At 64.0% G+C, this 25,482-nt stretch carries 18 protein-coding genes and 1 other RNA gene; 8 read left to right on the top strand and 11 right to left on the bottom strand.

Features of this window, described 5'->3' with window-relative positions; translation table 11 throughout:
* Positions 1–4: 4 nt before the first annotated feature.
* From mraY to AC0CMF_RS11885, 10 genes are all read right to left on the bottom strand, one after another.
* The gene (gene mraY / locus AC0CMF_RS11930; RefSeq protein ID WP_058899344.1) at positions 5–1,090 is read right to left on the bottom strand and encodes a phospho-N-acetylmuramoyl-pentapeptide-transferase; all 1,086 of its coding nucleotides are present in this window, start codon (positions 1,088–1,090) and stop codon (positions 5–7) included.
* 9 nt (positions 1,091–1,099) lie between these two features.
* Positions 1,100–2,530 (bottom strand): UDP-N-acetylmuramoylalanyl-D-glutamyl-2,6-diaminopimelate--D-alanyl-D-alanine ligase, encoded by a 1,431-nt coding sequence (locus AC0CMF_RS11925; RefSeq protein WP_058899343.1) that lies wholly within the window; start codon positions 2,528–2,530, stop codon positions 1,100–1,102.
* Positions 2,527–3,996, bottom strand: a complete 1,470-nt coding sequence (locus AC0CMF_RS11920) for a UDP-N-acetylmuramoyl-L-alanyl-D-glutamate--2,6-diaminopimelate ligase (protein WP_058899342.1) — start codon at positions 3,994–3,996, stop codon at positions 2,527–2,529. The genes AC0CMF_RS11925 and AC0CMF_RS11920 overlap by 4 nt, the downstream gene beginning before the upstream one ends.
* A gap of 95 nt (positions 3,997–4,091) precedes the next feature.
* Complete coding sequence (locus AC0CMF_RS11915; protein WP_050474247.1) at positions 4,092–5,822, bottom strand: peptidoglycan D,D-transpeptidase FtsI family protein; 1,731 nt, start codon at positions 5,820–5,822, stop codon at positions 4,092–4,094.
* A 10-nt stretch (positions 5,823–5,832) separates the two neighbouring features.
* Positions 5,833–6,210: a cell division protein FtsL gene (gene ftsL / locus AC0CMF_RS11910; RefSeq protein WP_019964115.1), complete on the bottom strand. Its 378-nt coding sequence runs from the start codon at positions 6,208–6,210 to the stop codon at positions 5,833–5,835.
* 3 nt (positions 6,211–6,213) lie between these two features.
* Entirely contained in the window at positions 6,214–7,257 is a 1,044-nt protein-coding gene (gene rsmH / locus AC0CMF_RS11905; protein ID WP_050474248.1) for a 16S rRNA (cytosine(1402)-N(4))-methyltransferase RsmH, read from the bottom strand.
* Positions 7,254–7,721, bottom strand: a complete 468-nt coding sequence (locus AC0CMF_RS11900; RefSeq protein WP_058899341.1) for a division/cell wall cluster transcriptional repressor MraZ — start codon at positions 7,719–7,721, stop codon at positions 7,254–7,256. The genes rsmH and AC0CMF_RS11900 overlap by 4 nt, the downstream gene beginning before the upstream one ends.
* A gap of 322 nt (positions 7,722–8,043) precedes the next feature.
* Positions 8,044–8,444: RNase P RNA component class A (rnpB, locus tag AC0CMF_RS11895), an RNA gene on the bottom strand.
* A gap of 58 nt (positions 8,445–8,502) precedes the next feature.
* The gene (locus AC0CMF_RS11890) at positions 8,503–11,379 is read right to left on the bottom strand and encodes a DUF2339 domain-containing protein (protein WP_058899340.1); all 2,877 of its coding nucleotides are present in this window, start codon (positions 11,377–11,379) and stop codon (positions 8,503–8,505) included.
* 144 nt (positions 11,380–11,523) lie between these two features.
* Positions 11,524–13,599 carry a putative bifunctional diguanylate cyclase/phosphodiesterase gene (locus AC0CMF_RS11885; protein ID WP_058899339.1) on the bottom strand — a complete coding sequence of 692 codons (2,076 nt, stop codon included), beginning with the start codon at positions 13,597–13,599 and terminating at the stop codon, positions 11,524–11,526.
* A 168-nt stretch (positions 13,600–13,767) separates the two neighbouring features.
* Here AC0CMF_RS11885 and AC0CMF_RS11880 point away from each other — a divergent pair, with 168 nt between their 5' ends.
* From AC0CMF_RS11880 to AC0CMF_RS11870, 3 genes are all read left to right on the top strand, one after another.
* Complete coding sequence (locus tag AC0CMF_RS11880) at positions 13,768–14,520, top strand: J domain-containing protein (protein ID WP_247647822.1); 753 nt, start codon at positions 13,768–13,770, stop codon at positions 14,518–14,520.
* Complete coding sequence (locus AC0CMF_RS11875; RefSeq protein WP_058899338.1) at positions 14,517–15,275, top strand: N-acetylmuramoyl-L-alanine amidase; 759 nt, start codon at positions 14,517–14,519, stop codon at positions 15,273–15,275. The genes AC0CMF_RS11880 and AC0CMF_RS11875 overlap by 4 nt, the downstream gene beginning before the upstream one ends.
* 585 nt (positions 15,276–15,860) lie before the next feature.
* On the top strand, positions 15,861–16,349 hold the full coding sequence (locus AC0CMF_RS11870; RefSeq protein WP_374629722.1) for a lytic transglycosylase domain-containing protein: 489 nt from the start codon (positions 15,861–15,863) through the stop codon (positions 16,347–16,349).
* Positions 16,350–16,416: 67 nt separating this feature from the next.
* On the opposite strand, the gene AC0CMF_RS11865 is transcribed toward AC0CMF_RS11870, so the two are convergent.
* A complete protein-coding gene (locus AC0CMF_RS11865) occupies positions 16,417–16,953 on the bottom strand; it encodes a winged helix DNA-binding protein (protein WP_050474254.1) in 537 nt (178 codons plus the stop codon).
* A 358-nt stretch (positions 16,954–17,311) separates the two neighbouring features.
* On the opposite strand from AC0CMF_RS11865, the gene AC0CMF_RS11860 reads away from it, so the two are divergent.
* From AC0CMF_RS11860 to AC0CMF_RS11840, 5 genes are all read left to right on the top strand, one after another.
* A complete protein-coding gene (locus AC0CMF_RS11860; RefSeq protein WP_058899336.1) occupies positions 17,312–18,559 on the top strand; it encodes an NAD(P)/FAD-dependent oxidoreductase in 1,248 nt (415 codons plus the stop codon).
* Between the two features lie 80 nt (positions 18,560–18,639).
* Positions 18,640–19,620, top strand: a complete 981-nt coding sequence (locus AC0CMF_RS11855) for a TRAP transporter substrate-binding protein (protein WP_082675998.1) — start codon at positions 18,640–18,642, stop codon at positions 19,618–19,620.
* A gap of 227 nt (positions 19,621–19,847) precedes the next feature.
* On the top strand, positions 19,848–20,384 hold the full coding sequence (locus tag AC0CMF_RS11850; RefSeq protein WP_050474256.1) for a TRAP transporter small permease: 537 nt from the start codon (positions 19,848–19,850) through the stop codon (positions 20,382–20,384).
* Positions 20,385–20,389: 5 nt separating this feature from the next.
* Complete coding sequence (locus AC0CMF_RS11845; RefSeq protein ID WP_050474257.1) at positions 20,390–21,697, top strand: TRAP transporter large permease; 1,308 nt, start codon at positions 20,390–20,392, stop codon at positions 21,695–21,697.
* 149 nt (positions 21,698–21,846) lie between these two features.
* Entirely contained in the window at positions 21,847–25,434 is a 3,588-nt protein-coding gene (locus AC0CMF_RS11840; protein WP_374629696.1) for a hydantoinase B/oxoprolinase family protein, read from the top strand.
* Positions 25,435–25,482 lie beyond the last annotated feature (48 nt).

Raw genomic sequence — 25,482 nt, 5'->3', positions numbered from 1 at the left:
CGCCTTACCTCAGCTTCAGGGTGGCAAGGCCGACGAGGGCGAGAACCACGGCGATGATCCAGAAGCGGATCACCACCTGGGACTCGGTCCAGCCCAGCTGCTCGAAATGATGATGGATCGGCGCCATGCGGAACACACGCTTGCCGGTCAGCTTGAAGGAGGCCACCTGCACGATGACGGACACCGCCTCCAGCACGAACAGCCCGCCAACGATGGCCAGCACGATCTCATGCTTGGTGACGACCGCAATCGCACCGATCATGCCGCCAAGGGAGAGCGAGCCTGTGTCGCCCATGAAGATGGCGGCCGGAGGCGCGTTGAACCAGAGGAAGCCAAGCCCGGCGCCGATCACAGCGCCGCAGATGACGGCAAGTTCGCCCGTGCCGGGCACGTGGTGGATCTGCAGATACTCGGCAAAGACCGCGTTGCCCGACAGATAGGCGATGAGGGCGAAAGTGGCCGAAGCAATCATCACCGGCACGATGGCAAGGCCATCGAGCCCGTCCGTCAGGTTCACCGCATTGCCTGCGCCGACAATGACAAAGGCGGCGAAAGGAATGAAGAAGATGCCCAGATTGAGCAGCAGGTCCTTCACAAAGGGGAAGGAGATGGACGTGGCGAAAGTACCTTTGTCCAGCATGGTTACGGCAAAAGCCGCGCCGCCTGCAATCAGGAACTCGATGCCAAGGCGGGCCTTGCCGCTGAAGCCCTTGTGGGTGGCTTTCGTCACCTTCAGATAGTCATCATAAAAGCCGATGGCACCGAAGCCGACGGTGACCCACAGCACGATCCAGACATAGGGATTGCGCAGATCCGCCCACAGCAGGGTGGAGACGATGAGGCCGGACAGGATCATCAGCCCGCCCATGGTCGGCGTGCCCTTCTTGGTCAGAAGGTGGCTCTGCGGCCCGTCTTCACGGATCGGCTGGCCCTTGCCCTGACGCAGGCGCAGGCCCGCAATGATGCGCGGCCCGAACAGGAACACGAAGAACAGCGCCGTCATGATGGCACCGCCCGTGCGGAACGTGATGTACTTGAAGACGTTCAGCGCAGAAATCTGGCCGGACAGTTCACCGAGAAGATAGAACATTTGGATTCCTCAGGCCGAAGCCATTTCATCCGCTGCGGGATATTCCTGCTTGAGCGCGTCCACAAGGGGGCCCATTCGGCTCCCGAGAGAGCCTTTGATCATGATGATGTCGCCAGGGCGCAGCTCATCCTTGAGGCGCTCGGTCAGCGCTTCGGAATGCTCGGCATAGACGGCGCGCTTCTCGCGCGGCAGCCGCTCCCACAAGGCGCGCATCAGCGGGCCGGAGCAATAGACCAGATCTGCGCCGCTGTCTTCGACGGGCCCAATCAGATCGGCATGCAACTGCCCCGCTGCATCACCCAGTTCCAACATGTCGCCAAGCACAGCAATCTTGCGGCCCGGCGCGGCCGCCTGCATGCCGCCAAGCACGCTGAGGGCCGCGCGCATGGAGGCCGGATTGGCGTTGTAGCTTTCATCGACCAGCACGGCCTCGCCGCCCGGCAGCTTCAGCCGCGTCTGCGCGCCGCGCCCCTTGGGGGCCGAGAGCTCGGCCAGTGCCAGTCCGGCCAGCGCCAGATCGCCGCCGAGTTCGCAGACGGCCAGCAGCACGGCGAGGCTGTTGCGGACAAGGTGCTTGCCCGGCGCGCCGATCTTGTAGGTGATCTCCTGCCCCAGCACCCGCGCCTGAATGGAAGAGGACCCGGTCTGCACCGCATAGTTCTCAAGCAGCGCGTCACTGCCCTCCGCTTCGCCGAAGGTCTGGATACGCTCGACACCAGCCGTCTTGGCAAGGAAGGTCAGCAGGTCGAACTGGTCATTGTCCTGATTGAGAATGGCAAGGCCGCCCGGCTCCAGCCCGAGGAAGATCTCGGCCTTGGCCTGTGCGATCTTCTCGACCGAGCCGAAAAACTCCAGATGCACCGCCTGCACGGTGGTGATGATGGCCGCATGCGGGCGGACCATCTGCACCAGCGGCGTGATTTCTCCGGCATGGTTCATGCCGATTTCGAAGACACCGAATTCGGTATCCTCCGGCATGCGCGCCAGCGTCAGCGGCACACCCCAGTGATTGTTGAAGGACGCGGCCGAGGCATGGACCTTGCCGGAGCGGCCAAGCGCGAGGCGCAGCGCCTCCTTGGTGCCGGTCTTGCCGACCGAGCCGGTGACCGCCACGATCCGGGCGCTGGTGCGCGCGCGGGCGGCACGTCCAAGATTGCGCAGGGCCTCAAGCGGATCATCCACCACAACGTAGCGGCCATCCTGCGGCAGATCGACCAGCTTGTGCCGAGCAACCAGCGCCAGCGACGCGCCAGCCTCGAGGGCCTTGGCCACATAATCATGCCCGTCCAGCCGGTCACCGACGATGGCGACGAAAGCTTCGCCCGGCAAGATGGTGCGGGTGTCGATGGAAATGCCGGTGATTTCAGCCTGCGGCTCTCCGCGGGCCTCGCCGCGCGTTGCGGCCAGAAAGGCATCGAGGGTCCAGAGCGGTGCGCTCATGACCGGGCTCCTTGTGCAAGCGCGGTGCGAACCGCATCATGATCCGAGAACGGGAGCACCGTCTTCCCGACGATTTGGCCCGTTTCGTGACCCTTTCCTGCCACACACAGGACATCCCCGCTTTCCAGCATGGAAACAGCCGTTGCGATGGCCTCTGCCCGGTCGCCGATCTCCAGCGCACCCGGTGCACCTGCCATGACGGCCTTGCGGATGAGTGCAGGATCTTCCGTCCGGGGGTTGTCGTCTGTGACGATGACCACATCGGCGCGGCGGCTGGCAGCTTCCCCCATCAGCGGGCGCTTGCCTGCGTCCCGGTCGCCACCGGCCCCGACGACCACGATGAGGCGGCCGGTGGTGAAGGGGCGCAGTGCGGCCAGCGCATTGTCCACGGCGTCAGGTTTGTGCGCATAGTCAACGAAGCACAGAGCGCCGTTGTCCTTGCGGCCCACCAGTTCCAGACGCCCCGGCGCGCCTTCCAGCGTTTCCAGCGCCCGCATGACTGCCCCCGGCGCCTCGCCTGCGGCAATGGCAAGACCGGCAGCAACAAGCGCATTGGACACCTGAAAATGCCCGGCGAGCGGCAGGGACACCTTGTATTCCCCGCGCGGTGTATCGATCGTCAAAACCTGGCTGAAACCGCTGAACTGGACATTGCGCAGGTGCAGGTCCCTGCCCCGCTCGCCCACGGTCAGCACCTGCTGGCGACGCTCTTCGGCAACGGCCAGCACACGGTCTGCCTTGTTCTGCGCCGGGTCCACGACCACCGTGCCGCCGCTGGGCAGAAGCTCGCGGAACAGGCGCAGCTTGGCCTGCAGGTATTCCTCTTCGGTGGCGTGATAGTCCATGTGATCACGGCCAAGGTTGGTGAAACCGGCGGCCACCAGTTCCACCCCGTCCAGCCGGTACTGATCGAGCCCATGGCTGGACGCTTCCATTGCGGCATGAGTGACACCGGCATCGGCCAGCTTCGCCAGTTCCGCATGCAGGGAGACCGGGTCCGGCGTCGTCAGCCCGCCATAGCTGGTGCCGGAGGCTGTGACGGTGCCAAGCGTGCCGAGGCTTGCCGCATTGTGGCCGCAGCGCTGGAAGATCTGGCGGACGAAATAGGCGACGGAGGTCTTGCCGCTGGTGCCGGTGACGGCCACCATGGTTTCCGGCTGACGGCCATGGAAACGGGCGGCCATTTTCGCCAGCGCCAGACGCGGATTCGCGGCAACGATCACCGGTGCCGGCACACCGCCGCCGGCCTCGATCAGCGCTGCGCCCTCTGCATCGGTCAGAACAGCGGCCGCGCCCTGCTCCACCGCCTTTGCGGCAAAACGTGCGCCATGGGCCTGTACGCCGCCAAGGGCAAAAAACAAAAAGCCCGGCCCAGCCGCCCGGCTGTCCGAGGTCAATCCCCCGATCATGAGGGTATCATCAGGAACGGCGATGCCTGTGCCCGCCGCAAGTGTTCCTAGCTGCATTGTCTGCCAAATCCGGTAGTGCGCCGTCACAAGCCGGTGCGGAACCCTTTTTCAGCTGCGACCCTGATGTCCCGCTCCGGCGCTTCGATCACGTCTCAATAAGATACTTCGATTGCCTTTGTCCCATCAGTCTGTTTCGGCATGACGCCCAGCATGGGTGCCGCGCGGCGGATGATGTTGCTCACCATCGGCGCCGTGTTGAGACCTGCCGTCGCAGCCATGCCCGGCTTTTCCGGCTTCGGCTCATCGAGCACGACCAGCACCACATACTGGGGATCATCCATCGGGAAGGCCGAGAGGAACGAGTTGCGGCGCTTGTTGGGCGTATAGCGGCCGTTTTCGACTTTTTCAGCCGTTCCCGTCTTGCCGCCGACAAGATACCCCGGCACTTCCGCCCGGCGGCCGGAGCCGCCCTGCTGCACCACGTTGAGGCGGAAGAGATAGCGCATCTTGCGGCTGGTCTCTTCGGAAATCACCTGCTTGCCCAGAGACTTGGCAGTTGCTTCATCCCGCGGCAGGAAGGTCGGCGGAATGAGATAGCCACCATTCACAAGAGCAGCTGCCGCCGTTGCCGTCTGCATCGGCGTCACCGAAATCCCGTGACCGAAAGACGCGGTAATGGCCGCCAGTTCACCCCAGCGGCGCGGCAGCAGCGGGGCTGCATTTTCCGGCAGTTCGTTGGACTGGCGCTCGGTCAGGCCGAGGCGCGCATAGAACTCGCGCTGATAGTCGACGCCTGTCGTCAGCATCATCTTGGCCGTGCCGATGTTGGACGAATAGATGAAGACTTCCGGCACCGAAAGGATGCGTCTTTTTCCGTGGAAATCGTTGATCGTGCGCCCGCCGGCGCGGATCGGACGGCTCGCATCGAAGCTGTCGTTCATGTCGACCTTGCCCGAATCGAAGGCGCTGGCGAAGGTGAAGGTCTTGAAGACGGAGCCCATCTCGAACACGCCGCCGGTGGCACGGTTCAACCGGTCCTTGTCGAGGGCCTGGGCGCGGTCGTTCGAATCATAGTCCGGATAGGACGACATGGCGACGACTTCGCCCGTATGCACATCCAGAATGATGCCGACACCTGCAATGGCGTGATAGCGCTCGACGCCTTTGACCAGCTCATCCCGCACGACGAACTGCACACGGGAATCAACTGCCAGCTTGACCGGCTCCAGCGAACGGTCTGTGGCAAAGCCAAGTTTCTGCAGTTCGGACAGCCAGGAATCGTCGAGATGCTTCTCGAGGCCGCCAATGCCCTGATTGTCGATATTGACCGATCCGATGATATGCGAGGCCAGCGGCCCGCCCGGATAGAAGCGCTGCTTTTCCCAAAGGAAGCCGATGCCCGGAATGCCAAGCCGGTGAATGGCCTGCTGCTGGGCAGGGGAAACCTCACGCTTCAGCCAGATGAAGCCTGCGCGGCTGGCGAGCCGCTTGCGCATGCTCTCGTTGTTCAGCTCCGGGAAAACGCTGCCGATGCCTTCCAGCGCCTCATCCACATCGATGATCTTGCGCGGTTCGGCATAAATGGAGGCCGTCTTGATGTCCGTTGCGAGAATTTCGCCGTTGCGGTCGATGAGATCGGGGCGGGAGGCAGCAATGGAATCCTGCGCCGAGATGAAAGCAGCGTTGGGCGCCTCTTCCGTCTGTGCGAGATGCACGAGCCGGGCGCCAATAACCGTGTAAAGCAGAGCGAAGGCCGCCATCGCAAAATAGATGCGGGTTCTGACGGTGCTGGTGGACACCGAGCCATAGGCCGGGCGGGCCGCCGCACGGGGCTGGCTGCGCTGGAACTGCAGGAAGGAGGAGGGCTCGCTTGCCATTGTCATTGCAGCGCTCCTATCGGATGGACGAGGTGGAGGCAGGTTCCCGCAGGGCCGCAAAGCCATCAAGCGGAGCCTCACCACCAACAGGGGGCAGCATGACCGGACGCATCGGCAGATCCTGCAGCTGCACGATCTGCTTGCCCGGATCCATTTCCTGGAGCTTCAGAAACTCGTCATAGCGCTCGGTCAGCCCCTGCAGGCGGGCAGGCTGATTGAGAACGCTCCATTCGGCACGTAGCACCCGGATGGCTTCGTGCTCTTCGTCGATCTTGACCTTGAGCGACGCCACATATTCGGACGTGTGCTCGGCCTCCATCTTCATGTCGTACACGACACCTGCGCCCGTCAGCACAGCAAGGACACAGACGATATTGAGATAACGGCTCACCATCGCTCAGCCTCCAAGTCCCTTGAATTCCGCCAGATGCGGAACGCCAATGGCGTGAATATCCAGATCGCGCGCCGGAGCATCCGTCCGCCGCCCTGCCCTGAGGCGGGCCGAGCGGGCACGCGGGTTCGCCTGCGTCTCGCTCTCGTCCGGCTCCTGACCGCCCTTGACCACCAGCTCGAAGGTCGCCGGCGGCACATCCTCTTCCGGCATATGCCGGGAACCGCCACCGCGCGTGCGCGTGCGGTCGGCAAAGAACTTCTTCACGATCCGGTCTTCGAGGCTGTGGAAGCTGACGACCACCAGCCGCCCGCCGGGACGCAGAACCTTTTCTGCCGCCCCCAGCACGGACGCCGCCTGATGCAGCTCGCCGTTCACATAGATGCGCAGCGCCTGAAACGTGCGCGTCGCCGGGTGGATGTGCATCTTTTTCGGCGAGCGGCCGACGACCTTCTCGATCAGCGCGGCAAGATCACCGGTGCGGGTGAAGGGCTGCTCCTTGCTCCGCTGCTCGATGGCGCGTGCCACCTGCCCTGCCCGCTTTTCTTCACCCAGAAGACCGATGATCCGGGTCAGATCCCTGGCAGGAAGCGTATTCACCACATCGGCAGCCGACGGCCCGGCCTGCTCCATGCGCATGTCGAGCGGCCCGTCGCGCATGAAGGAGAAGCCGCGATCGGCTTCATCCAGCTGCATCGAGGAAACGCCCAGGTCCAGCACGACGCCGTCCACGGCCTCGACGCCGAGCGACGCCAGATGCGTCTCGATATCGGCAAAGCGCCCCGGCACCAGCGTCAGCGCGCCATTCGAGGCTTCCACCAGCGGCTGACCGCCCGCGATGGCATCCGGATCCCGGTCAACGCCGATGACCTTCGCACCCGCAGCTAGAAACGCGCGGGAATAGCCGCCAGCCCCGAAGGTGCCGTCCACGACAACTTCACCCGGCTTCACGGACAGCGCCGAAAGAACCCCGTCAAGGAGGACGGGCACGTGGCGGACCAGTCCGCCAGCGCCTTCAGTCTCGTGACCTTCTGCGCGACCCGCCGTCATGCCGGTCCTCCTGACGCAGCAGCCGGGCTCATGCCCGACAGCATCGCAAGCGCGCGCTTCTGGGCCTCTGCGCGATGCTCACGAAAACGCTCCGGCTCCCAGAGCTGAAACTTGTAGCCCAGACCCGCGAAGGTGATCTGATCGGTTACACCCGTCTGCTCGCGGATCATGTCGCTCAGGACGATGCGGCCATCGGTATCGATCTTCGGCGTTTCACTGGCACCAAAGAGCGCAATGGCCAGCGCATCATGATCCGGCGACAGCTTGGCAAAGGCGGCAAGGCGCCCCTCGATCTCATTCACCAGCTCATTACCGCCTGCATCAACCGCGGGTGCATGGGGAGAGGCAATGCAGTAAAGGCCCTCGAATCCGTCGCGTGCCAGCACGGCCCGGAACGGCGCAGGGATCGAAACACGCCCCTTCGCGTCCAGCCGGTTGGTAAAATGCGACACAAAGCCGGCCATGATCCCCTTTCAACACGCCATCCTGGCGCCTGCTGCACTGGCAAAGTCTGAAACTTGCAAAACGAAACCGAGCGTCCCGGCACTCACGGGACAGCCCCTGAAAACAGCCGCCTCGAACGGAACCGGAGGCAGCTTCATGGGTTAATATGGGATAGCATGGGAGATCATGGGCGTCAATGGAATCAGGCGGATTCCACGGCTCGATGCCCTGTGCAATTGCCCCTTCCTCCACAAACATCAACATGGTTAATAAAATGCTGCCGGCGGCAGAAATGCTCCGGTTTCCGCGCAAGGCGGTGAACTTGATCCAAGGAGAGGAAAAGGTGTCAGCCGGCCTGTAAGCCGGGTTCTGTAAGGCACGGAAGCAAGCTTCCATACGCGACGGTCATTCATCTGGGACGCCTGTTGCCAGACGCCTCACGCAACCTACCCGGATGGCTGGCCAGGAAACCAACCCGGACCCGAAGGCCCTGTGCCATCCCTATTCGGTTTTGCTCCCGGTGGGGTTTACCGTGCCGCGTCCGTTACCGTCCGCGCGGTGGGCTCTTACCCCACCCTTTCACCCTTACCCCTTGCCCGAAGGCCGGGGCGGTTTGCTTTCTGTGGCACTTTCCCTGAGGTCGCCCTCGCCGGGCGTTACCCGGCACCGTGTTTCCATGGAGCCCGGACTTTCCTCCCCCGCGGCCTTTCGGCACTTGCGGCAGCGACCGTCCGGCCAGCTGACCGGCTCCCCTTACGGAGGAAACGGCAGCCGGTCAAGGACGCTTCTTGCAGGTCCCCTTCATGCAGAAGGCGGCTTGCGGGCAATCATGCGCTGGTAGAGGTAGCCGATGGCGATCAGAACCGCGCCCAGCCCCAGGAAGGACAAGGCCCTCAGCACGCCCTGCAGCGAGGACATGTCGAACAGGAAGACCTTGACCACCACCAGCGCAACAATGGCGCCGGCCACCTGCCGCAGGCGCAGGCTGTCGCGCCAGAGCCCCGCCACCACGCCCGCCACGCCCAGCACCAGCCAGACGATGGAATAGACGTAGTTTTCCAGTTCGCTCACGGGTTCCGTGGTGAGGATCAGCGGGCTGAAGGCATGGCGGATGGTCAGGTTGACGAAGAAGACGCCCATGAGGCCTGCAAAGACCGTCACCAGCCAGACATATCCGGCCGGACGCACCGGGCGCGCCGCATAGGCCAAAAGGGCATAGATCACGAAGGGAGCGCCGTAGCCGAGCGTGACCCAGTTCAGCACCGGCGTGTAACCGACAGGGGCGCCGGTCCAGAGCGGGTTTTCGCCTACGAGCGCCAGCCCGCCCGTCAGCATGCCGAGCACGCTGACCGTCATGGCTCCACCGGAGAATACCAGATTGCCCCTTGCCCCATCCGTGCCCGGCAGGATGCGGGTGAGGCCCAGGGACACCGAGCCGCCGGTGATCACCATCATGGCCGCCGCCTTGAACCGGCTGGCATCGGAGTAGAACATGAAGGTGGGATCGATCGCATGCAGCGCCAGCATGGCCAGCGTAATGCTGACCCCGGCGATGGCCATCGCCTGCAGGATGCGGGCCCACAGATCATCACGGGTGCGGGTCAGCGCCCATGCGGCCAGAACCAGCCCCAGCGCCGGGATGCCGTAGCCGTAGAGCAACTGGTTGAACACCGGCGTGATGCTGAGCTGACCGCCCGCGATGAACGGGTCCCACAGCAGACGGCAGACATACGGCAGGATGGCGACGGGTGCCAGAACACGCAAGCCATGCACCGGATAGCGCAGATAGACGAACACGAAGGCAGGCACCAGAAGGCCCAGCGCCGTGGTCAGGAAGCTTCCCTCCAGAACGATGGCGATGGACAGGGCAAGGCCGCAGAGTGTTCCGGTGAACCAGGCCGCCACCGCTCCGGCACTGCCCGGATGCGTGTCCGCGACATCATCCCCGGCCTTCGGCCCGCGCACGGCAAAGAGCGCGGCCAGCCGGTCGCCGAAGAGCAGGAAGGCCGCGGACAGGGCAAGTCCGGTCACGGCAAACAGCGGCGATGCAGCAAGGCCTTCCACCCGCCACCAGGCAGCGGCAAGCAGGGCAAGGCTGCCGGCTGCAGCCAGCGAGGCCAGAACGGCACGGGAGGCGGATTTCAGGCTGCCCGCAACACCAGCGGCCAGCAGAATGGCCCCGGTCACCAGCCCCAGCATGCCGAAGCGGGACAGCATGGCTTGCGTTTCGGCAGGCACCGGCGAAATTACCGGGCCGTAAGGGCCATCCACGCCGGCATAGGCGCCAAGGTCCCTGAGCGGCAGATCAAGGCCGGCATAGGCAGTCACCTGCACCAGCAGCGGCACCACGGCGGCATAGCGCAAGGCGCTGCAGCCATAGGCGAGCGCCAGCGGCACGGCAGTGAGAAGCAGTGTCTCCAGAACGAAGAGCGAAGCACTGTCCGACAGGCTGACATGGGCGAGGAAGGGCAGCGCCAGCGCGCTGAGCGCGGCCGTGGCGTACCAGTCCGGTTTTTCGGCTCTGTCCGGTGCAAAGTCATGGAAGCGCCAGACGAAGCCCGCCGCCGTGATGACATAGGCGCCTGCCAGATAAAGATCGAGCAGCAGCCGGTCTCCGGCATCGGCCGCCATTTCGAAAAGCAGCGCCCAGCCGAAGAGACCCGCCGCCGCAAGGCCCGCGAGCCACAGCCACAGCCGGATGCGCCCGACTGCCACCGCGGCAGCCGAAACGGCCAGCACATAGAGGACCGCCGGAAGGATCTGCGCACTGCCGGAAGACACAAGCATGGGCACCGCATAGCTGCCCGCAAGCCCGAGCGCGGCGAGCGCGGGCCCGTGCAGCAGGGCGGCAAACATGGTGAGGAGCGAGACGGCTCCCAGCAGCACGAAGGCGCCAGCCGGGCCGATCAGATCGTAGAGCGCATAGGCAGCGTAAACATCCGCAAACAGCGCCAGCGTGCCTGATGCGGTCAGAACTGCAGGAATATTGGCCGTGGCAAAGCCCGGCAGGGAGAAGGTGCCAGGCCGGCGGCGGGTCCACTCGCCAAGCCCCAGCAGGATCAGGCCCAGCGCCGCACCGGCGAGAATGCGGGCAAGCGGACCGAGGAGATCGTTCTCGACCGCAAACCGCACGAGGAACACGGCACCGGCGGCCAGGGCAATGCCACCGGTCCAGATGGTCCATTTGCCGCCGATCTGCTGTTCGCGGGCGGCGGCTGCGTCTCTGGCGTCCTGCGCCTCCTTTGCGTCATCCGGAGCGGTGGCCGCGCTGCGGCGGGCGGACGATGTGCGCGCGGCAGCCGCAAACGGGCCTGCGGGACGTGCAGCTTCCCCGCTTTCGGGCTCTTCTGCGGGTCCGCTTTCCTCTGCCGGACCTGGGGTTTCCGGCTCATCCGCTTCTACAAAGAAATCATCAGCAGAAGGCTGTTGCGGGGCGGTTTCCGGCTGTTCGGGCACTGCCGATCCGGCATCCGTCTCCGGTGCGGCCCTTGCGGCAGCCTCATTCAGCTCCAGCCGCCGCTGCAGGCCGGTGACGATCTGCTGCAGCGCGGAAATCTCGCGTTTCTGCAGATCAATCTGCCGCTGCAGGCCGCCCGTCGTGCCATAGAGGATGAGCGGCAGAATGAAGCTGACGAACAGGAAGACCAGCGCGAAGCCGATCAGGAGCGTGAATTCCATATCCAAGGTTCGTCTCCGCAGACATGCAGATGCACAAAGTCAGCCTGCATCCTGACGCAGACTGATCAGATTACCTAGTCTCATGTGAAAGGCTGACCTGTGACTTGCGCCACAGCCCGGAGCTTTTTGAGGACGCAGCCGCCCTCAGGCTGTCTGCTCTGCGGGCTCCCGGGCACCGGCCTCTTCCTCAGAAACTGCCGGAAGGGTGCGCTCGTCGATGACTTCCGGGCCTTTGACGGCGCCGGGACGGCCAAAGAGATAGCCCTGCACCAGATCGCAGCCGGCTGCGCGCAGCAGCACCACCTGGTCCTGATTTTCGACGCCCTCCGCCGTAATCAGCACGTCGAGCGAGCGGCCAAGGCCGATGATCGACGTGACGACGGCATCGGTGCCCGCATCCTTGCCGAGGTTCTTGATGAAGCTGCGGTCGATCTTGATCTTGTTGAAGGGGAAACGGTTCAGGTAGCTCAGCGAGGAATAGCCCGTACCGAAGTCATCCATGGCGATGGTCACGCCCATGGCGCTGATGGCTTCCAGCGTTTCCACGACCGCTTCCGTGTCGGCGATCAGCAGGCTTTCGGTGATCTCGATCTCAAGCCGCTTCGGATCAAGGCCGGATTCCTCCAGCGCTCTGGCCACCTTGCGCTGGGTTTCCCCTGCCTTGAACTGGGCCGGGGAGAAGTTGACGGCCACGCGCAATGTCTTGTCATGCCACTCGGCCGCCTCACGGCAGGCCCGGCGCAGCACCCAGTCACCGATGTCCTCGATGAGGCCGGTGTCCTCAGCCACCGAGATGAACACGTCCGGGGAGATGGTGCCCTTGGTCGGATGCTCCCAGCGGATCAGCGCCTCATAACCCTTCAGTGTGTTGTCATGCAGCGAGAACTGCGGCTGGTAGAGCAGGTCGAACTGATCATATTTCAGCGCCTTGATCAGCCCGGCTTCCACTTCCTTGCGCCGCTGCGCTTCCGCGTCCATTTCCGGCTGATACCAGAAGAAGGTGGAGCGGCCGGAGTGCTTGGCCCGGTACAGCGCCAGATCGGCGCAATGCAGCATGCGCGAGGAGCGCCAGTTGCCGTCATTGGCCCGGGCGATGCCCATGGACAGGGAGATCTGCAGCTCGATACCGTCAATGATGCAGGGCGGCTTGGTGGCCGCGATCATGTCGCTGGCGAGTTTGGTAATCCGCGCCACATCGGAGATGGATGTCACCATCACGGCGAATTCGTCACCCGACAGGCGCGCCACCAGATGTTCCCCGAAGACCGCACGCAGCCGGTCGGCGATCACCTGTAGGAAGATGTCCCCCGTACCGTGGCCATAGGTGTCGTTGACCGACTTGAACTTGTCCACATCGATCAGGATCACCGCCATGTTGCTGGCCTTGGCGTGGGTCACGCGCAGGGCTTCCGTCAGCTTGGCGCTGAACAGCGCCCGGTTCGGCAGCGACGTCAGCGGGTCATGATGGGCCAGGAATTCCATGTTGCGGCTGATGCGCACCACATCCCGGTAGCGGAACCAGAGCAGCAGGCCCACCGCAAGAGCGGAACTGACGGTGAGCAGAGCAAGAAGGACCGTTGCCAGAAGAACCGTCCGGTTCGCCCCCGCCAGAACAGGGGCAATGTCGAGCGCCAGCAGATCAGCGGAGGTCACTGTGCTGCCATCGGCAACCGGAACAGTCACCAGCGCCACATCCTTTGCAGCGCCCCACCAGCTGTAGAATATGGTGACACGCGGCAGACCGCCGTCCTGGGCCAGTTCCAGCGCGCGGCGGACCGCCCCGCTGCCGATACCAGCCTCAACAAGGGCGGCAGGCACCTCCTGCGGCAGGATGCTGCCATTCTCATCCACCAGCGGCACCCTTGCATGGGCGCGCCTGGCAGACGAACCCAGATCCGCCGTCACGGCATCTGCAAAGCGCGTCAGCTCGAAGATATGCAGGGTGCCGTCATCAACCCCGGCAATATGCGGCACGAAGCTCTGGCTGAAGCTGCGCAGCCGCAACAGCGCGCTGGACAGATCTTCCGTTTCACGCCCCTGCCTCGCATCAAGGCGCAGATCCGATTCGGTCCAGTTGCGCAGCGAGGATTCCAGCGCGTCGCCCACCAGCCAGCTGGACAGCAGCCGGTTGCTGACGAAAATGCCCAAAGACAGCGCAAACACGACAGCAAGCATGGTTGCTGCGGCCATCAGTTCCTGGCGGCTGATCGTGCGTTTCATAGCTGTCTGGACTACCCTGTTTACCAATGTCCCGGCAGCACCATACGCAGATGATGGTTTAGCCCAGGTGAATGAAAATCTGCCCTTACGTTATTTTGCCAACAGTGCGCCGGTAGGGGCTTGCGCGCCCCGTGCCGGTGCCTGTACTCGGGTGGGGAAGAAGCACCGGTGCCCGCCTTTGGCCAGACGGACACCCCGATCCCGGAGCCTGACGCGGTGAACATCTGGTCCAGCATTGGCGCCATCGTCACAGCCATCGGCTCGGCCATTGGTTCAGGCGGCGCGCAGCTGATCGACCGGCTGGTGCAGCTTGTCCTTGCCCGGCCGGAAGGAACATGCACGGTCGGCTTCACCGTCGCCATGATTGCCCTGTCGGCGAAAATGGCCAAGGCAGACGGCGTGGTGACGACCGACGAGGTCCTCGCCTTCCGCAAGCTGTTCGAGATCCCCGAAGGCGAGGAACGCAATGTCGCGCGCCTGTTTGATCTCGCCAAACAGGACATTGCCGGCTTCGATACCTATGCCAAGAAGCTGGCGGATCTCTTTCCCTATGACCGCAAGACCCTCTTCGACATTCTCGACGGCCTGTTCTTCATTGCCAAGGCCGACGGGCTGATCCACATGCAGGAGCTTGAGTTTCTGCGCGAGGTGGCACGGATTTTCGGCCTCGATGAGCGCGAGTTCAACAAGGTGGTTGCCCGCCATGTGCGCGACCGCAACGACCCCTATGCAGTTCTGGGCATCCATCCGGATGCATCAAACGAGGACGTGAAGGCGCATTACCGCCGCGAGGTGCGGGAAACCCACCCGGACGTGCTGATTGCCCGCGGCGTGCCCCAGGAATTCGTCCGTATCGCCAATGACCGTATGGCCGCCCTCAATGCGGCCTATGCCAAGATCAGTTCGGAGCGTGGCCTGTGAGTGTGAAGCCTGATTGCGGCGTGCCCGCCAGAGTGCACCCCTCCCCCAATCACAATGAACGCCGGGACGGCGCAGCGGTTGACATGATCATCCTGCATTACACCGGGATGCAGACCGCCGATGAAGCCCTGCAGCGCCTGTGCGACACGCGCTCGGAAGTCTCCGCCCATTATTTCGTCCATGAGGATGGCCGGATCCTGCAATGCGTGCCGGAAGCCCGCCGCGCCTGGCACGCGGGCAAGTCCTTCTGGAAGGGCGAGACGGACATCAACTCCCGCTCCATCGGCATCGAGATCGTCAATCCCGGCCATGAGTGGGGCTACCGCCCCTTCCCCGAGGCACAGGTCGAAGCGGTTCTGCACCTGTGCCAGGACATCATGCTGCGCCATCAGATGAAGCCCTGGCGCGTGCTGGCTCATTCCGATGTCGCCCCCGGCCGCAAGGAAGATCCGGGCGAGCTGTTTCCATGGAACGTTCTGGCCGCCGGCGGCGTTGCCCATCATGTGGACCCGGTTCCCGTGACCAGCGGCCGGTTCTTCCAGGAGGGCGAAAGCGGCCAGCCCATCGAGGCGCTGCAGTCGATGCTGGCAATCTACGGCTATGACGTGCCGGTGCAGGGGGAGTTCGACGCCCGCACCAAGGCGGCCGTCACTGCCTTCCAGCGCCATTTCCGCCCGGAAAGGGTCGACGGCATCGCCGATGCCTCCACCATTGCCACGCTGCACAAGCTGCTCACGGCCCTGCCCGAACTCTGACCTGCAGCCGGCGGGCAGCGGCAATGGCCGGAAACAGCCAGCATCAACCGGCAAGGCACGCTATTGTGCGTAGCAACATCCGGGGCAAATCCTGAGATAAAGACGGGCGCTTTGATGGCTGAACGCTTCTCACCAAACAAGCGCCCCGCTTTTGCCCAGATCTGCATGATTTACCTATAAAACGCTTAAATATTTAACGGGCTACCCTTAATTTCCGTAACATTTCGTGATGATAGCGGGCCGATTTTGGCCCAAGCTGGCGGTCATTTCTCCCCCATCGAACCGCGGCAAGCCGCATTGACCTCAGCCGCGGGCAGCCCCCGGAAGACACTCACGGAGCCACATCACATGACCCAGACGCGCACCTCCCTGCGCCGGGCTTTCTATTGCCTTTTTTCTGTTGCGCTGACCCTGACCATGATGCCCGGCGAAAGCCTTGCCAAAAGCCGTGCAGCCGCTCCATCTCCCGAAGCCAGCGAGGCAGGCAGCGAAAACGCAAAACCCGAAATGCGCGAGGTCCTGGTCATGGTCGGGGGGCGTCTGACGCCTGCCCTCCGTCCCGTCACGGATGAAACGCCCGGCGGCCTGGTCGTCAAGCGGAGCAAGACCGCCGCAACCGAAGCCAGAACACAGGGCACCAGCGAAAGCGGCAAGGTGGCCGCTGCAAGCACTGCCGATGATGACAGCAGCGTTGCCGGACACAGCGCCTATGATCATCTGATCGCCGCTGCCGCCAAGCGTCATGGGGTTTCCGTGGAACTGGCCCACGCCGTGATCCGCGTGGAAAGCAACTACAACGCCCGCGCAAGGGGCCGCCATGGGGAGATCGGCCTCATGCAGATCAAGCCTGCCACCGCGCGTGGTCTCGGCTTCCGGGGCAAGGCGTCGGCACTCTATGATCCGGCAACCAATCTGGAATGGGGCATGCGCTATCTGGCCGGTGCTCAGGCCCGCGCCGGCGGCGACACCTGCGGCACGATCCTGCGCTACAACGCCGGCCATTTCGCCACCCGGATGAACGCCCGCAGCCGCCAGTATTGCGGCCAGGTCAAGCAGATCATCGCCTCGCTGTAACCGGATACGCAGAAGAAGGGCGGCCGGATGGAGACCCAAAGCCCCATCCGGCCGCCTCTTGCATTCATTACATGGCCGCAGCTGCCCGTGCCGCCTGATCGTAGGAGCCGGAGACAGAGCGCAGGATGGCCGCAAGACGCGACAGTTCCTTCTCGTCAAAGCCGATGGCCTTGACCGGCTGCACCAGCAGCGCCTCGCGCAGGCGGCGGTATTCGAGACAGGCCTTTTCGCCTTCAGGCGTGATCGCCACCGTCTTCTCCTTGCCCCGCCGCCCGGAGACGATCAGCTTCGCGGCTTCAAGCTTCTTCAGCGCATAGGACACGGTGTAGGTATCCTCGATATTCAGCACGAGGCAGAGATCGGCCAGCGTCTTGGCCCTGCCCCGGTGATTGATCGAGTGCAGCACCTGCACATCCAGCGGGCTCATGCCCGGCACACCGGCAGCGGCCATGCAGCGGACCATCCAGCGGTAATAGGCGTTGATCATCATCGTCACGCCGAATTCCACCTCCGACAGCGACGGCATGGCGCCAGAAGCCAGATGGGCGGCGGACACGACCGGACCAATCGGAGCCAGTTCCTGCGGTTCTTCTTTTTCTGTCATTGGTCCAGCACATCTCCCCGGTGCGAAATCCCACAATCAAACGCAGCTGCAAACTACCCGACAGATACGCGCCCCAGCAACAGACCCAAAGCCGGCCGCTTGCGCAGATACGACATGCACCTGCTGTTTTACCGGGCACTTTGCCGTCCCGATAATGCACCGGCATGAAAAGACCGCGCATTCCGGCGGCTTAACCGCAGATATTATGCTCGCAAATTCGTCAGGACAGCACCAGCCAAAACGGCGATGATTTATTGACATTTTATAGGCGTCAATTAACGTCCCGGCAGGGACTGTGAGTTGGGAGGCTTTGCAGCATGACAGGAAGATCAAGCAGGCCGTTTGAGGCCGTTGCTGCATGAGCGTTTCCGGCCCGATTGCCGTCATCGGGGCAGGCATTGCCGGTGTATCGGCCGCCGTCTGGCTGGCCCGTGCAGGCGCCAATGTGATCCTGATCGACCGGCAGGAGCCGGGCGAGGCCACCTCCTTCGGCAATGGCGGCGTGCTTGCCGCCTGCGCCATTGTGCCGGTGACGGTGCCGGGCCTCATGCGCAAGGCGCCCGGCATGCTGATGGACCCGGACAGCCCCCTGTTCCTGCGCTGGCCCTATCTGCCGAAGCTGCTGCCCTTCCTCACCCGCTATCTTGCCAATTGCCGGGCCGACCGGGTGGAGGCGATCTCGCGCGGGCTGGCCCTGCTCAATGCCGACAGCCTCGCCCAGCATCAGGCGCTGGCCGGCGGCACGGAAGCCGAACGCTGGCTGGTGCCTTCCGACTATGTCTTCCGCTATCCGGACCGCGCTGCCTTTGAGGGCGACAGCTTCGGCTGGGGCCTGCGCCGTCAGGCCGGTTTCGAGTGGGACGAGATCGAAGGTCAGGCCCTTGCAGACTACGATCCTCTATTCAGCCCGAAGAACAGCTTTGCCGTGCGGCTGAAGAACCACGGCCGGATCAGCGATCCCGGCCGCTATGTGAAGGCTCTCGCCGGGCATTTTCTCTCTCTGGGCGGAGCGTTCCGCAGGGCCGAGATCCACGACTTCCGCATTGGTCCGGACTGTCTGGAAGGCCTTGAGACAAGTGACGGCTTCATTGCCTGCGGCAAGGCGGTTCTGGCCACCGGTGTCTGGTCGAAGCCGCTGATGGCAAAGCTCGGCCTGTCCGTGCCGCTGGAAAGCGAGCGCGGCTATCACCTCGAACTCATCGAGCCCAGTGCCATGCCGGCCGCACCCACCATGATGACATCGGGCAAGTTCGTGGTCACGCCGATGGAAGGCCGCATCCGGCTGGCGGGCATCGTCGAGTTCGGCGGGCTGGACGCAGGCCCGAGCGAAGCGCCCTTCGCGCTGCTGGAGCGGCAGGCCCGTGCTGCCATGCCCGGCCTCACCTGGCGCGAGACCAGCCGCTGGATGGGCCACCGTCCCGCCCCTTCCGACAGCCTGCCGCTGATCGGCGAAGTGCCCGGCTGCCGCGATGTGATCGCCGCCTTCGGCCATCATCACATCGGCCTGACCGCAGGCCCCAAGACGGGACGCTTCGTGTCTGGCATGCTGATGGGCCAGAAGACCAACTCCGATCTTTCCGCCTTTGATCCGGCACGGTTCGCCTGAAGGAAAAAGGCGCAAGACGCAAGAAGAACCAACCGGCCCAGGCAACGCATCCTGAGGCCAGAACCTGAGGGGAAGTAAGGATGACACGCATGATGAAGACCGCCATTCTGGCCAGCGTCTGCAGCGCAGCACTGGCTCAGGCCGCCATGGCTGAAAAGTGGGACATGCCGCTGGCCTATCCGGCCAGCAACTACCACACCGAAAACGTCGTCGAATTCGCCGCCTGCGTGAAGGAAGCCACCGGCGGTGAGATCGATATCGTCGCCCATCCAAATGGTTCGCTCTTCGGCGGCGCCGACATCAAGCGCGCTGTCCAGACCGGTCAGGTGCCGATCGGCGAGCGTCTGCTTTCCGCCCATGCCAACGAGAACCCGCTGTTCGGCGTGGACAGCATTCCCTTCCTCGCAACCTCCTTTGAAGAGAGCGGCAAGCTGTGGGACGCGGCCGGCCCGGCCGTCGCCGAAGCGCTGGACGAACAGAACCTCGTCCTCATCTACACCGTGCCGTGGCCGCCGCAGGGCCTCTATTTCAAGAAGGAAGTGAACTCGGTTGCCGACATGAAGGGCACCAAGTTCCGCGCCTATAACGCCGCCACCTCCAAGATCGCCGAGCTGACCGGGATGGCGGCCGTGCAGATTGAAGCTGCCGAAGTGCCGCAGGCCTTTGCCACGGGCGTGACCGAGTCCATGATGTCCTCCGGCGCCACCGGTTTTGACAGCAAGCTCTGGGAGAGCGGTGTCACCAACTTCTACGAAGTGAATGCCTGGCTTCCGCGCAACGCCGTCCTCGTCAACAAGGACAGCTACGCCGCCCTGACCGACGCCCAGAAGGCCGCCTTCACCGATTGCGGTGCCAAGGCTGAAGCCGCTGGCCTCGAAAAGGCCATTGCCTACACCACCAAGACGCTGGAAGGCCTCACCGCCAACGGCGTGAAGGTGGCCCCGCCCTCCGATCAGCTGAAGGCGGACCTGCAGGCCGTGGGCGAGACCATGACCAGCGACTGGCTGGCCGCCGCCGGTGACAAGGGCAAGGCCGTCATCGACGCCTACAAGGCCAAGTAATCCCTGAACCACGCCTGTCCGAAGATGCACGGATAGGCCCATTCCCCCCCGCCTGTCCGGATATATCCGGACAGGCCCATTCCCGAAGTCTTGCGGATGGCAGGTTCCCGCACGCAAGGTTTCCGGCATGGTGCCTGAAGGGGCAAAAAGGCTGGTGCTGCAAGGTGCCGGAAAGCCGGACCCTTTCAAAAAGGAAGGGCAGGCGCCATGGCGAAGAGGGGAACCTGATGCTTGAAAGATCCGGACACGCGCTGCTGCGCGTCCTTGATGGCCTGTACCGGGCCGGAGCCGTGCTTGCGGCAATCAGCCTGGTGATGATCCTTGTCATCATCGTTGCACAGATGGGCGCCCGCTGGCTGGGCATCACCTTTCCAGGAGCCGCCAATTATGCCGGCTATGCCATGGCCTCCGCGTCTTTCCTTGCCTTTGCCCATGCGCTGAAAAGCGGCACGCACATCCGTGTCGGGCTGCTGCTGAACCTTGCCGGGCGGCATGTGCGCTGGGTTGAGGCCTGGTGCCTTGCCATCGGCTCGGCGCTTGGCTGGTATCTGACCTGGTATGCGGTGAAAGCCGTCTACTGGTCCCGCAAGCTGCATGACATCAGCCAGGGGCAGGACCAGACGCCGCTCTGGATTCCCCAGTCGGCCATGGCTGCAGGCGCTGCCCTGCTTGCCATCGCTCTTACTGAAAGCTTCTTCCGGGTGCTCGTCACCGGCCGCACCGGCATTGCTGCCGGCACCGGCGAACAGTCCCACGCGGAGTAAGCCCGATGGAAGCCATTGCTCCGATTGTCATTTTTCTCTTCGTCCTGTTCCTGCTGCTGGGCACCGGCGTGTGGGTGGGCCTTGCCCTGCTGGGCGTCGCCTATGTCGGTATGGAACTCTTCACCTCGCGCCCGGCCGGTGACGCGATGATCACCGTCATCTGGGCGGCCTCATCCTCCTGGACGCTGACGGCCCTGCCGCTGTTCATCTGGATGGGCGAGATCCTCTACCGCACCCGCCTGTCGCAGGACATGTTCCGCGGCCTTGCCCCCTGGATGGGCGGACTGCCCGGCGGGCTGATGCACACCAATGTTGCGGGCTGCACCGTCTTTGCCGCCGTCTCCGGCTCCTCCGCCGCAACGCTCACGACCGTCGGCAAGATGACCATTCCGGAACTGCGCAAGCGCGGCTATCCGGAAAAGACCATCATCGGCACGCTGGCAGGCTCCGCCACGCTCGGCCTGATGATCCCGCCGTCGCTGACGCTGATCGTCTATGGCGTGACGACGAATGAATCCATCACCCGCCTGTTCATGGCCGGCGTCATTCCCGGTCTCGTTCTGGCCGCCCTGTTCATGGGCTATATCGCCGTCTATTCCAAGGTTTCGAAGGACTATAATCCAAAGCCCGAACCGGTGATGTCCTTCGGCGAGAAATTCAGGAACTCCCGCTTCCTGCTCCCCGTCCTGGCGCTCATCGTGGTGGTCATCGGCTCCATGTATGCAGGCCTTGCCACGGCAACGGAAGCAGCCGCCCTCGGCGTCATCGGATCACTGCTTCTGGCACTGGCGCAAGGCTCGCTGACGTGGAAGTCCTTCGGCGAAAGCCTGATGGGCGCCACCCGCACTTCGGCCATGGTGGCCCTCATTCTGGCCGGTGCCGCCTTCCTGTCGCTCTCCATGGGCTTCACCGGCCTGCCGCGCGCGCTGGCGGGATGGATCGGCGGCATGGAGCTTTCCAAGTTCCAGCTGCTGCTGGCGCTGCTGGTGTTCTACATCGTCATCGGCTGCTTCCTGGATGGCATTTCCTCGGTGGTGCTGACCATGGCTGTGGTGGAGCCGATGATCCGTCAGGCCGGCATTGACGTGCTGTGGTTCGGCATCTTTATCGTCGTGGTGGTCGAAATGGCACAGATCACGCCGCCTATTGGCTTCAACCTGTTCGTCTTACAGGGCATGACCAGCCATCCGATGTCCTACATCGCCCGTGCCGCCCTGCCGATGTTCTGCATCATGGTGGTGATGGTGATGCTGCTGATCGTGTTCCCCGAACTGGCCACCTGGCTGCCCATGAATATGGCGAACAGGGGGTAAGCCCTTCGGGCCGCGATGCGTCAGCGTCGCAAGGGCCCGGGGCGAAGGACAAACGGCAAGCTGATTTCAAAAATAATTTATCGACAAAATGTCGATAAAAACATAATTTGAAATCCAGCCATGGAAGAACCGTACCCAGAGGGACGAAAATGAACGGTCAGTGGGATTTCTGGATTGATCGCGGCGGCACCTTCACCGACATCGTCGGCCGCACGCCCGATGGGACAATCCGCGCGCACAAGGTGCTTTCGGAAAACCCGGAAGCCTACCGGGACGCCGCCGTGCAGGGCATCCGCGAATTGATGGGCCTGGCCGCAGGGGACCCGATCCCCTCCGGCGCCATCGCCACGGTGAAGATGGGCACGACGGTCGCAACCAACGCCCTGCTGGAGCGCAAGGGCGAGCGCACGGCGCTGATCACCACCAAGGGCTTCCGCGACGCGCTGGCCATCGGCTATCAGGCCCGGCCGGACATTTTCGCCAAGGAAATCATCAAGCCGGAACTGCTCTACGAGAGCGTCCACGAGGTGAGCGAGCGCCTGCGCGCCGATGGCACGCTGGAAACGCCGCTGGACGAGGCGGAAGCCCGCGCAGCGCTGGAAGCAGCGTGGAACGATGGCATCCGCTCCGTCGCCATCGTCTTCATGCACGCCTATGCCTATCCGGACCACGAGAAGCGCGTTGCGGCCATCGCCCGCGAGGTGGGCTTCCCGCAGATCTCCGTCAGCCATGAAGTCTCGCCGCTGATGAAGCTGGTGGGGCGCGGCGACACCACGGTGGTGGACGCCTATCTCTCGCCGATCCTGCGCCGCTATGTGCGGCAGGTGCAGGAAGAGCTGGGCGAAGGCCCGCGCCTGATGTTCATGCAGTCCTCCGGCGGCCTGACGGCGGCAGACCTCTTCCAGGGCAAGGACGCAATCCTCTCCGGCCCGGCGGGCGGCGTTGTCGGCGCGGTCGAGACCTCGCGGCTTGCGGGCTTCGAGAAGGTCATCGGCTTCGACATGGGCGGCACCTCGACGGATGTCTGCCATTTCGACGGCACCTATGAGCGCGCCTTCGAGACGGAAGTGGCCGGTGTGCGCATGCGTGCCCCGATGATGATGATCCACACGGTCGCCGCTGGCGGCGGCTCGATCCTGCATTACCGGGACGGACGCTTCCAGGTTGGCCCGGATTCAGCTGGCGCCAACCCCGGCCCGAAGTGCTACCGGCGCGGCGGCCCGCTGGCCGTGACCGATGCCAATGTCATGACCGGCAAGCTGATCCCGGATTTCTTCCCGAAGATCTTCGGCCCCAACCGGGACGAAGCGCTGGACGCAGATGCCGTGAAGACGGCCTTTGCGGAGCTGGCGGACAGGATCGGCGGCGGGCGCAAGCCGGAGGAAGTGGCGGACGGCTTCCTGCGCATTGCCGTCGAGAACATGGCCAATGCCATCAAGAAGATCTCCGTGCAGCGCGGCTATGACGTGACGGGCTATGCTCTCACCTGCTTTGGCGGTGCGGGCGGCCAGTCCGGCTGCATGGTGGCCGACAGCCTGGGCATGGAGACGGTGATCCTGCATCCCTTCTCCGGCATTCTGTCGGCCTATGGCATGGGCCTTGCCGACATCCGCGCCAGCCGCCAGCAGGCGGTGATCAAGCGGCTGGAGGAGGCACTGATGCCCGCGCTCGACACCCTGCGCGCAGAGCTTGCCGCCCAGACCGAGGCCGAGCTGAAGGCACAGGGCGTGACGGGGGATGATTGCGAAACGCTCGCCCGTGCCCATCTGCGCTACGAGGGCACCGACACGCCCCTGCCCGTGCTGCTGGCCAGCCCCGCAGAAATGATGGCCGCCTTCGAGGAAGCCCACCGCAAGCAGTTCGGCTTTGCCTACGAGAACAAGCCTGTGGTGGTGGAAGCCCTTGAAGTGGAAAGCTCCGGCGGCGGCGCCGGCATCACCGAGCCGGATCATCCGCTCAGCGAAGGCACGCCGGAGCCCGCCCGCACCACCCGCGTCTATGCGTCCGGCCAGTGGCATGAGGCAGGCGTCTATCTGCGTGCGGGGCTGAAGCCCGGCATGAAGGTGCCCGGCCCTGCCCTCGTCATCGAGCCGCATGCCACAATCGTCGTGGAGCCGGGCTGGCAGGCAGAGATCAACGTCAAGGACCATGTGATCCTGCGCCGTGTCGTGCCGCTGGAGCGCTCCGCCGCCATCGGCACCCATGCCGACCCGGTGATGCTGGAGGTGTTCAACAACCTCTTCATGTCCATCGCCGAGCAGATGGGCCTGACCCTGCAGAACACCGCCTATTCGGTGAACATCAAGGAGCGTCTGGACTTCTCCTGCGCCGTGTTCGACCGCAATGGCGCACTTGTTGCCAATGCGCCGCACATGCCGGTGCATCTGGGCTCCATGGACCGGTCCGTCGAGACGGTGATCAAGCTCAACCATGGCCAGATCCGTCCCGGCGACGTCTTCGCCCTCAACGCCCCCTACAACGGCGGCACCCACCTGCCGGACATCACCGTCGTCTCGCCGGTGTTTGACGATGCGGGCAAGGAAATCCTGTTCTGGTCCGCCAGCCGCGGCCACCATGCGGATGTGGGCGGCTCAGCCCCCGGCTCCATGACCCCGCTTGCCACCACGGTGGACGAAGAAGGCGTGCTGATCGACAACTTCAAGCTTGTCGATCAGGGCCGGTTCCGCGAGGCGGAGCTGATCGAGCTGCTGACTTCCCATCCCTATCCCGTGCGCAACGTCCACCAGAACGTTGCCGACCTGAAGGCGCAGATCGCAGCCAACGAGAAGGGCATTCAGGAACTGCGCAAGATGGTCGCCCACTTCGGCCTCGACGTGGTGCAGGCCTATATGGGCCATGTGCAGGACAATGCCGAGGAAAGCGTGCGCCGGGTGATCTCGGCCCTGAAGGACAGCGCTTGCGACTACCCGACCGATCAGGGGTCGGTGATCCGGGTGAAGATCACCGTCGACAAGGACAAGCGCGAGGCAACCGTTGACTTCACCGGCACCAGCCCGGTGGCGGCCAACAACTTCAACGCACCGGAGCCGGTGACCCGCGCAGCCGTGCTCTATTGCTTCCGCGTCATGGTCGACGGCCACATCCCGATGAATGCTGGCTGCCTCAGGCCCATCCGCATCATCCTGCCGGATGGCTGCATGCTGAAGCCGGAATATCCGGCAGCGGTGGTGGCGGGCAACGTGGAGACCTCGCAGCACGTCACCAACGCGCTGTTCGCGGCACTGGGAGCGATGGCCAACAGCCAGGGCTCCATGAACAACCTGACCTTCGGCAACAACACCTACCAGTACTACGAGACCATCTGTTCCGGCTCACCCGCCGGGCCCGGCTTCAACGGCACGGACGGGGTGCATGTGCACATGACCAACTCCCGCCTCACCGATCCGGAAGTGCTGGAATTCCGCTTCCCCGTGCTGCTGGAGGACTTCCACATCCGCAAGGGTTCGGGCGGCAAGGGCAAATGGTCCGCAGGCGGCGGCACCCGCCGCACCCTGCGCTTCCTGGAGAAGATGGATCTCGCCATCCTCGGCTCCCATCGCACCATCGCCCCGAAGGGCATGGAAGGCGGCGAGGACGGGCAGCTTGGCCGCACGGAAGTGCGCCGTCTCGACGGGCGCATCGAGGTGCTGAAGGGCTGCGACCAGACCGTTCTGGAGCCCGGCGAGGCGGTGACCATGATCACCCCCACGGCCGGCGGCTGGGGCCGCCCGGACTGAGCATCACGAAAGGGGCGAAGCCGGATGGTTCCGCCCCTTTTTTCATAC

This window comes from Pannonibacter sp. CBAS1226 (assembly GCF_055685825.1).
This window is presented reverse-complemented; position numbering and strand designations above follow the sequence as displayed.

Excerpts from the sequence above, each read along its gene's own strand:
- AC0CMF_RS11925 (WP_058899343.1), bottom strand. The coding sequence starts at position 2,530 with ATGAGCGCACCGCTCTGGACCCTCGATGCCTTTCTGGCCGCAACGCGC.
- AC0CMF_RS11890 (WP_058899340.1), bottom strand. The coding sequence starts at position 11,379 with ATGGAATTCACGCTCCTGATCGGCTTCGCGCTGGTCTTCCTGTTCGTC.
- AC0CMF_RS11865 (WP_050474254.1), bottom strand. The coding sequence starts at position 16,953 with ATGACAGAAAAAGAAGAACCGCAGGAACTGGCTCCGATTGGTCCGGTC.
- AC0CMF_RS11850 (WP_050474256.1), top strand. The coding sequence starts at position 19,848 with ATGCTTGAAAGATCCGGACACGCGCTGCTGCGCGTCCTTGATGGCCTG.
- ftsL (WP_019964115.1), bottom strand. The coding sequence starts at position 6,210 with ATGGTGAGCCGTTATCTCAATATCGTCTGTGTCCTTGCTGTGCTGACG.
- AC0CMF_RS11920 (WP_058899342.1), bottom strand. The coding sequence starts at position 3,996 with ATGCAGCTAGGAACACTTGCGGCGGGCACAGGCATCGCCGTTCCTGAT.
- AC0CMF_RS11915 (WP_050474247.1), bottom strand. The coding sequence starts at position 5,822 with ATGACAATGGCAAGCGAGCCCTCCTCCTTCCTGCAGTTCCAGCGCAGC.
- AC0CMF_RS11840 (WP_374629696.1), top strand. The coding sequence starts at position 21,847 with ATGAACGGTCAGTGGGATTTCTGGATTGATCGCGGCGGCACCTTCACC.
- mraY (WP_058899344.1), bottom strand. The coding sequence starts at position 1,090 with ATGTTCTATCTTCTCGGTGAACTGTCCGGCCAGATTTCTGCGCTGAAC.
- AC0CMF_RS11860 (WP_058899336.1), top strand. The coding sequence starts at position 17,312 with ATGAGCGTTTCCGGCCCGATTGCCGTCATCGGGGCAGGCATTGCCGGT.
- rsmH (WP_050474248.1), bottom strand. The coding sequence starts at position 7,257 with ATGACGGCGGGTCGCGCAGAAGGTCACGAGACTGAAGGCGCTGGCGGA.
- AC0CMF_RS11845 (WP_050474257.1), top strand. The coding sequence starts at position 20,390 with ATGGAAGCCATTGCTCCGATTGTCATTTTTCTCTTCGTCCTGTTCCTG.
- AC0CMF_RS11855 (WP_082675998.1), top strand. The coding sequence starts at position 18,640 with ATGACACGCATGATGAAGACCGCCATTCTGGCCAGCGTCTGCAGCGCA.
- AC0CMF_RS11900 (WP_058899341.1), bottom strand. The coding sequence starts at position 7,721 with ATGGCCGGCTTTGTGTCGCATTTTACCAACCGGCTGGACGCGAAGGGG.
- AC0CMF_RS11885 (WP_058899339.1), bottom strand. The coding sequence starts at position 13,599 with ATGAAACGCACGATCAGCCGCCAGGAACTGATGGCCGCAGCAACCATG.